This is a genomic window from Mesorhizobium sp. M2C.T.Ca.TU.002.02.1.1, assembly GCF_003997225.1.
This window is the reverse complement of the sequence record NZ_RZTO01000261.1, coordinates 1-7,344: the sequence shown is the minus strand read 5'-3', so window position 1 is coordinate 7,344 and position 7,344 is coordinate 1. Positions and strand designations below refer to the sequence as shown.

The window sequence follows — 7,344 nt, the reverse complement described above, 5'->3', positions numbered from 1 at the left end:
CCGCGACGCCGTCGGCGCGCACACCCACGCCGTCGCGGATCTTGCGCGAGGTGCCGTTTGCCTGAAATTTCGGATGCAGCTTGCCGTCGATGACCAGCATCGGTCCGGACTGCGTTGCATAGTCCACGCGCGGCGGACGCTTCACGTAATCCCTGGTCGCGCGAACGCCTGCCTTGCCGGCGCTGAGATAGAAGATGCCGTTCGGCTGCATGGAAAAATTGCCGGTTCCCGATCCGGTCCTCGCCGGCGTGACCTGCTCGCCACGTTCGACATAGAGCCCGACCGGCGCGAGGTTCGGATGATACATGCCGGCATTGATGCCGAAGAGCATGGTGCGCCCCGTCGCCTGCTGCGCGCTGCGCAGATTGTGCAGAGACCGGTAGAGCTCGCCGTCCTTGTCTTTCCAGAACAGTTCGATGGAAAAATGCTTCGGATCGGTCTCGCAGACCAGGTAGGTCGCGTTCTCGAAGGTCTGGTTGCGGCAGGGCGGCAGCGCCGCCAGCCACTGGCCAAGGCCCATGCCCGCGCCAACCGCGGCAGGCACCGCCGATTTCACCAGCCCGGCCAGCAAAGGCACCGATTGCAGCAGCGTCACTAGATCCATCAGAGCCCCCGAAGAAATAGCGGATTGCGTGGCGGTCTCTAGGCCAGGCCAGGGTGTGTCGAGATTCAGGTCAGGCCGAGCCGAAAATGGTGGCTTCCGAGAACCGGAGCGGAGCGTACTTAAGTACGTGAGCACCGGAAGCGCAGGAAGCCGCCATTTGCAGGCCGGGCCTCACCTGAATATCGACACACCCTAGGTGAGCCAGCCGGCCGCGACGCCTATCAGCAGCACCACGCCGAGCAGACCGCGATAGATGACGAACGGCCAGGCGGAGAAGCGTTCGAGCACCCGCATCAGTCCCCAAATGGCGAAGAAGGCCGAGATCGAGGCGACGACGAGGCCGACAGCCAGGATCGACCAGCCATGCGCGTCGAGGTGCACCTTGTGCAGTTCATAGAGCTCCTTGAGGCCGGCGAGCGCGATGGCCGGCAAGCCGAGCAGGAAGGACAGGCGCGCCGCCTCCGGCCGGGCAAAGCCCAGCCCCATCGCCGCCGTCAGCGTCGAGCCCGAGCGCGAGACGCCGGGAATAAGCGCGCCGACCTGGGCGATGCCCACCAGCAGCGCGTCGAGGATCGATGCCTGGCGCAGCATGAGCTTGTGGCTGGCGAAAATCTCGGCGAGCGCCAAGAGGATCGCCATGGCTATGCAGGCCCAGCCGATGACTGCGAGCCCGCGCAACGGCGAATTGCAGGCGTTGAGCACGCCGGAAAGCGCAAGGCCCGCAATGACGATCGGGACGGTGGCAAGCACGATGCTGATCGCAAGGCGGAAATAGCGGTCTCCGAAATCGCGGCGCGAGATCGCCGAGATCGATCCGAACAGCACGTCCCTGACGTCGCTCCAGAAATAGCTGACCACCGCCGCCAGCGCCGCCAGTTGCATTGCGGCGGAGAAGGCCGAGCCGGGGTCCTGCCAGCCGAGCACGGCCGGCACAATGCGCATATGCGCGGTCGATGAGATCGGCAGCAATTCGGTGATGCCTTGCACGATGCCCAGAAACGCCACCTTGGCATAACCCAGGCCGACAAAGCCGGTATCCAACCCTTGAGTGCAGACGTCGGTCATCTCAATCCTTTTCCCGACGCCCCGGCCCCTGCCGAGGCAAAAGTGAATCGTCATTCGAAAGCCCTGGAAGACAGGCTTAGCCTCACGATAGCGTGATTCCAACTCACGGATTTGTAAGGTGCCGCTAATCCTGCTTGACAACGTTTGGTTACATATTATGATCCGCTAATCTTACAGTGTAAGGCAAATCGGAGGAGCATCAGATGTCGACTGCCGCCCTCTCGGAATTGGAGCCGGTCGCGCCGCCGGAAACGCATGCTGCGGAAATTGCGATCGAGGAGGTATCGCGTGATACCAGCCGCACCATCGAGCGCGCCGAAGTGGCTGCCTGGCTCGACCTCTACGAAGCGGCGCCCGCCGATTTCGCGGCGCGGCAAGGGCTTTCGATCGCAAGCGACGGCGATCTGGTCTGGACCACCTGCACGACGATCCCGTTCATCCATTTCAACTGCGTGAAGAATATCGGTGTCGACGGTCCGGCGACCGAAGACCAGGTCGACGCGCTGCTCGCGCGCTACCGTGATGCCGGTATCATGCGGCCGTGGTTCTATACCAATCCGCATGCCGAACCGGCGCGGCTGCGATGCTGGCTGGAAGCGCGCGGCCTGCAGCACCAGGGCGGCTGGGAGCGCATCCATCGCGACGCGACGCCGCTGCCGGACGAACCGCTTTTCCCGGGCGACCCGCTGATCCCGGTCGACGATCTGGTGGTCGAGGAGGTCACGCCCAGGACAGCTTCCGAATGGGCTTCCTTCATCGATGCCAAATACAGGCTCCCCACCTCGCCCTGGCTCATGGCGCTTGTCGGCCGCAAGGGCTGGCGTCACTACATGCTGAAACGCAGGGGTGCGGTCGCCGCCGTGCGCTCGCTCTTCATCTCAGACGGCGCCGCCTGGAGCGGCATCGATGCGCCGGTGCCCGGCATCATGGCGCCGAGCTTCGATCTTGACGCCATGCTTGGCGAAAGGCTGGTTCGCGACGGCATCGCCGCCGGCGCAAAACTTTTTGTCGCCGACATCGAGGCGCCGCGCCCCGACCGCGACGGACCGGCCTATCGCAACTACGACCGGCTCGGCTTCAAGCTCGCCTATTTGCGCAATCATTACAGCTACCTGCCCGCGCATTCGAGTTGATCGGCAGCCGTTGTCCCTGCGCAATTCCGGCGGGAAACTGACATTTTGTGTGCCGCCTCAGCGGTAGAGCCACTGCTTCAGGCAGCTTCTTGCCACCACATGCGCCGGCGGCACCGAGGCCTGGTCGATGCGGGAATCATCGCCGGCCCTGTCGCGCGCCTTTTCCAGAAGCAGGCGAAGCTCGGCCGGGCGCACGCGGTCACGGGCCATCACGAGTTGGACCATCGGGTCGTTCAAAAGCTCGTCCAGGGTGTTGATGCTCTCGCTCATCCGTCGCCTCCTCGATGCCTGCCCGCATGGCGCTTAGATAGGCAGCCAATGATGGCCCGCCAATGACGCTTTGCCGGCTATCTCGTGAATCGAAGATGAAATTTTTGTGCAGGCCTGCGTCGCAATGACTCAGGCCGGCGGCGCGCCTTCATATTGCGGCAGGCCATCGTCGAGCATCACCCAGGGCTGCTTCGAGGCGGTCCAGAAATGCATGTCGGGCCTGAACAGGGACGGGTCGTCGAGTGACCCCGACGTGACGCCGAGTATCCCCCTGGAGTCGCGCCGTGAGAACAGCGTCGTGCCGCAGGCCGGGCAGAAGCCGCGCTTGAGGTCCGGCGTGGAATTGATTGTCGCCACCGGACCTTCGACGGTCACGTCGTCGATACGGAACAGAAGTCGCGCATTGAAGGCGGCGCCGATCGCTCTCTGGCAGATCCGGCAATGGCAGACCCGTTCGTTGACCGGTTCGACTTCGGCCTTGTAGCGCACCGCGCCGCACAGGCATCCGCCCTCATATTTTGCCATGGCAAGCTTCCTGTTCGTGGACTGTCGGCACGCTGTAGAGCAGGATGACGTTTCGTTGAATCGTCATCCTGCTCTAACCCTTTGTTGAAGCATGATCTTTTCCGAAAACCGGTTCCCACTTTTCGGGATCATGCTCTAACCGCCGGCGCGGCAGCGTCAATCAAAAAGCATTGATGGGACGCGATCGGTAACGGTGATGAAGCGTCCGACGCTCAGGATCAGTGGCGCTTGGCCTGCACGAGATAGGCGTCGATCGTGGTCTCGCCGAGCCACTTGGCGGCTTCGAGCCGGTGCAGCCCCTCAACCAGGATGTGGCGCTTGCCGTCGTGCCGCACCTGGATCGGCGTCTTCATGCCATTCTCGAGGATATCCTCGGCAAGATGGCGCACGGTCTCGGGATGCAGCGTCTTGCGACGCGCCGTCGGCACGTAGATGTCGTCGACCTTGACCTTTTGTACCCGCAGCATGTCGACTCCCCGGCACTGAACGTCGCCTTCCGATGAAATAGTCTGTTTGCCGGATATGGCCAAGCGCGCGCTGGCCCGATGCTTTCCATTTGACGCTCGGCCGGTCAATGGTCTCAATGACGGCCTCGTGATCTCAGGTGTTCCTTGACGCAACTGCCCACCGAATTTCCCGACTTCGGACTGACGCCCGAGCAGCGCCGCGAAGCGGTGCGCGGCCATTATTACGAATGGCCGGGAATGGATGGCTCCGGCGGTGAGATCTGGTGTTACAGCGACCGGTTTTCCTATCATCCGGGCGAGACGGTGACGCTTTTCGTCAGCGCGACGGCGCCGCAATTCAGCCTTGCCGTCATCCGCGACGGCAACAGCGAGACCAAGGTCTTCGAGGGAGCAGGCCTGTCGGCGCGGTGGCAGGATACGCCCGACCAATGCTCGGTCGAAGGCTGCGGCTGGGAGGCTTCGTTCGAATTCCGCATCGGCGACGACTGGCCGTCCGGCGCCTATCGCGTCACGCTTCTTGCCGACGGCCGCGACGGCAATCCGATCCGCAGCCACCATCTTTTCATCGTAGCGCCCTTACCCGGTCGCAAGCCAGGCCGCCTGCTGCAGGTCGCCGCCACCGGCACCTGGACCGCCTACAACACCTGGGGCGGCTCGAACCATTATCAGGGCATCACCGGCCCGAACCGCGACCAATATGCCACGACGGTATCGACGCAGCGCCCCTGGTGCCGCGGCTTCGTCGTGCTGCCCAAGGACGCGCCGCGCGTGCCGCTGGACGTCGCGGTGCCGCCAAAGACCGTGCCGCGCTATCCGCATATGGAGTGGGCCTTCGCCACTGGCCATTCGAAGAAATACGCCTCTTCGGGCTGGGCGAGCTACGACAGCCATTTCTTCCGCTTCGCCGAGCGTGCCGGCTATGCGATCGATCTCGCCAGCCAGCACGAGCTCCATTTCTCGCCCAACATCCTCGATGGCTATGATTGCGTCGTCTTCGTCGGGCACGATGAATACTGGACCTGGGAGATGCGCGACGCCGTCGACAATTACGTCGAGCGCGGCGGACATGCGGCGCGCTTCGCCGGCAATTTCATGTGGCAGACCAGGCTGGAGGACGAAGGCCGCCGCCAGGTCTGCTACAAATACAAGGCGCGCGCGGAAGACCCCGCCTATCGCGGCGGCGACGTCACCCGCGCCACCAACTCCTGGGAGGCGCCCGAGATCGGCCGCCCGGGCAGCGCCACCTTCGGCCTGAACGCCACCAGGGGCGTCTATGCCGGCTGGGGCGGCTGCGCGCCGCGCGGCGTGCGCGGCTTTCCGGTATACCGTCCGGAGCACTGGGCCTTCGCCGGCACCGGCATCTATTACGGCGACCTGCTCGGCGCCGACAGCCATGTCTATGGCTATGAGGTAGACGGCCTGGATTTCGAGATTCGTGGCGGCCTGCCCTACCCGACTGAAACCAGCGGCGCGCCCGATGGCTTGCAGGTGCTGGCCGTCGGCATGGCGAGCCAGGTCGAGGAAAGCGCCGACATCCCGATCGAGGACCAGTTCCTCACCGACGAGGACGGCCGCTTCACCGCCGAGACGCTTTTCGGCGAGGCGAGCGACGCCAATCTCGACAAGGTCAAGCGCGGCAACGGCATGATCGTCAATTTCCCGCGCGGCAAGGGCGAGGTCTTCCACGCCGGAAGCTGCGAATGGGTCGCCGGCCTGCTAAGGCAGGACGCGATGGTCGAACGCGTGACCAAGAATGTTCTCGACCGCTATCTTGGAAAGTCCTGACAATGCCGAAGTCCCAAGCCAAGCCCTCGCCCGAAATCGAAGCGCGGCCGCCATCCCATCTGTTCTATCTTTCCAGCCTGCGCCGGCCGCTCGTCGACCGCGCTGAGGGCATCTATTTCTGGACCAGGGACGGCCGCCGCTTCATCGACGGCTCGAGTGGGCCGATGGTCGCCAATATCGGCCATTCCAACCGCAACGTGCTCGACGCCATGAAGCGGCAGATGGATAAGACCACTTTCGCCTACCGCCTGCATTTCGAGAACGAGCCGGCCGAGGGGCTCGCGCGGGAGCTTGCCGGCAAGCTGCCTGAAGGCATGGACCGCATCTTCTTCGTCTCCGGCGGCTCGGAAGCGACCGAGTCCTGCATCAAGCTCGCCCGCCAATGGGCGGTCGCCACCGGCCAGCCCAAGCGCTGGAAGGTGATCACCCGCTTCCCCTCCTATCATGGCGGCACGCTCGGCTCGCTTTCCATCACCGGCGATGACGCGCTGGCCGAGACCTTCACCCCGATGATGAAGGTGATGCCGACCGTGCCGGCGCCGACGGCCTGGCGCGACCGCGACAACCTGTCGATGGAACAGCGCGGCCTCCGCTATGCCGACATGCTGGAGGAAAAGATCCAGTCCGAAGGCCCGGAAAGCGTTCTGGCCTTCATCATGGAGCCGGTCGGCGGCGCCGCAACGGCTGCGCTCGTCGCGCCCGACAGCTACTATCCGCGCATCCGCGAAATCTGCGACCGCTACGGCATCCTTCTGATCCATGACGAGGTAATGAGCGGGGCCGGCAGGACGGGCAAATTTCTCGGCGGCGACCACTGGAATTGCAAGCCGGACATCGTCGCGCTCTCGAAGGGGCTGGGCTCGGGCTACGCGCCGCTTGGCGCGCTGGCCGCGCCGATGCGGCTGGTCGAGCCGCTGCTTGCCTCGGGCGGCTTCCAGCACGGCCACACCTATGCCGGCAATCCGCTGGCCTGCGCCGCGGGCCTTGCCGTGCTTGGCGAGATGGACCGGCTCGATCTCATCGCCAACGCAGCCGCCATGGGCGACGTGCTGATGGCGGAGTTGAAGGGCCTGCAGAAGCGCTTCCCCTTCATCGCCGACGTGCGCGGCAAGGGTTTGCTCACCGGCGCCGAAATGGTCGCCGATCCGGAGACATTGAAGCCGATCGATCCGGCCCTGAAGGCAACACAGCGCCTGCTCGACCACGCCTATGCGCGCGGCCTCATCATCTATGGCCGCAAGGTCAAGGGCGGCGTCGACGGCGACAATTTCATGGTGGCGCCGCCGATGATCATCACCAGAGAGCAGATCGGCGAGATGATCTCCATCATCGGCGACTCGCTGGAGGCGCTGGCGCAGGACCTCGACCTGCCGATGGAAGGGTGATGAAGGTGTTTTGATGCCGGCGCCGGTCACCCTCCGCCCCGGTCGCATCGACGACGTGGAAACCATCCACGGCGCCCTGCTGCGCCTCGGCACCCATATCGGCGCGCATC

The 7,344-nt window shown here is 64.3% G+C and carries 8 protein-coding genes and 1 pseudogene; 4 read left to right on the top strand and 5 right to left on the bottom strand.

Annotation, left to right across the window (positions count from 1 at the left end):
• Together EOD07_RS15780 and EOD07_RS15775 are read right to left on the bottom strand one after the other, a co-directional pair.
• The coding region (locus tag EOD07_RS15780) for a phosphodiester glycosidase family protein (protein ID WP_127236132.1) at positions 1–604 on the bottom strand (604 nt) is incomplete at its 3' end.
• A 192-nt stretch (positions 605–796) separates the two neighbouring features.
• On the bottom strand, positions 797–1,669 hold the full coding sequence (locus EOD07_RS15775; RefSeq protein ID WP_073986664.1) for an undecaprenyl-diphosphate phosphatase: 873 nt from the start codon (positions 1,667–1,669) through the stop codon (positions 797–799).
• A 203-nt stretch (positions 1,670–1,872) separates the two neighbouring features.
• Between EOD07_RS15775 and EOD07_RS15770 the strand changes: the two genes are divergently transcribed.
• Positions 1,873–2,802, top strand: coding sequence for a hypothetical protein (locus EOD07_RS15770; RefSeq protein ID WP_127236131.1), 930 nt, complete (start codon positions 1,873–1,875; stop codon positions 2,800–2,802).
• 57 nt (positions 2,803–2,859) lie between these two features.
• Here the strand turns inward: EOD07_RS15770 and EOD07_RS15765 are convergent, their stop codons facing one another.
• From EOD07_RS15765 to EOD07_RS15755, 3 genes are all read right to left on the bottom strand, one after another.
• Positions 2,860–3,072, bottom strand: coding sequence for a hypothetical protein (locus tag EOD07_RS15765; protein WP_073986662.1), 213 nt, complete (start codon positions 3,070–3,072; stop codon positions 2,860–2,862).
• Between the two features lie 129 nt (positions 3,073–3,201).
• Positions 3,202–3,597 carry a GFA family protein gene (locus EOD07_RS15760; protein WP_127236130.1) on the bottom strand — a complete coding sequence of 132 codons (396 nt, stop codon included), beginning with the start codon at positions 3,595–3,597 and terminating at the stop codon, positions 3,202–3,204.
• A 218-nt stretch (positions 3,598–3,815) separates the two neighbouring features.
• Entirely contained in the window at positions 3,816–4,064 is a 249-nt protein-coding gene (locus EOD07_RS15755; RefSeq protein ID WP_040981203.1) for a ParB N-terminal domain-containing protein, read from the bottom strand.
• A gap of 144 nt (positions 4,065–4,208) precedes the next feature.
• Between EOD07_RS15755 and EOD07_RS15750 the strand changes: the two genes are divergently transcribed.
• The 3 genes and pseudogenes from EOD07_RS15750 to EOD07_RS38545 all read left to right on the top strand — a co-directional run.
• Positions 4,209–5,849, top strand: a complete 1,641-nt coding sequence (locus EOD07_RS15750) for a N,N-dimethylformamidase beta subunit family domain-containing protein (RefSeq protein ID WP_127236129.1) — start codon at positions 4,209–4,211, stop codon at positions 5,847–5,849.
• A gap of 2 nt (positions 5,850–5,851) precedes the next feature.
• The gene (locus tag EOD07_RS15745) at positions 5,852–7,234 is read left to right on the top strand and encodes an aspartate aminotransferase family protein (RefSeq protein WP_127236128.1); all 1,383 of its coding nucleotides are present in this window, start codon (positions 5,852–5,854) and stop codon (positions 7,232–7,234) included.
• A 13-nt stretch (positions 7,235–7,247) separates the two neighbouring features.
• Positions 7,248–7,344, top strand: a pseudogene (locus EOD07_RS38545) (GNAT family N-acetyltransferase); the annotation flags it as partial.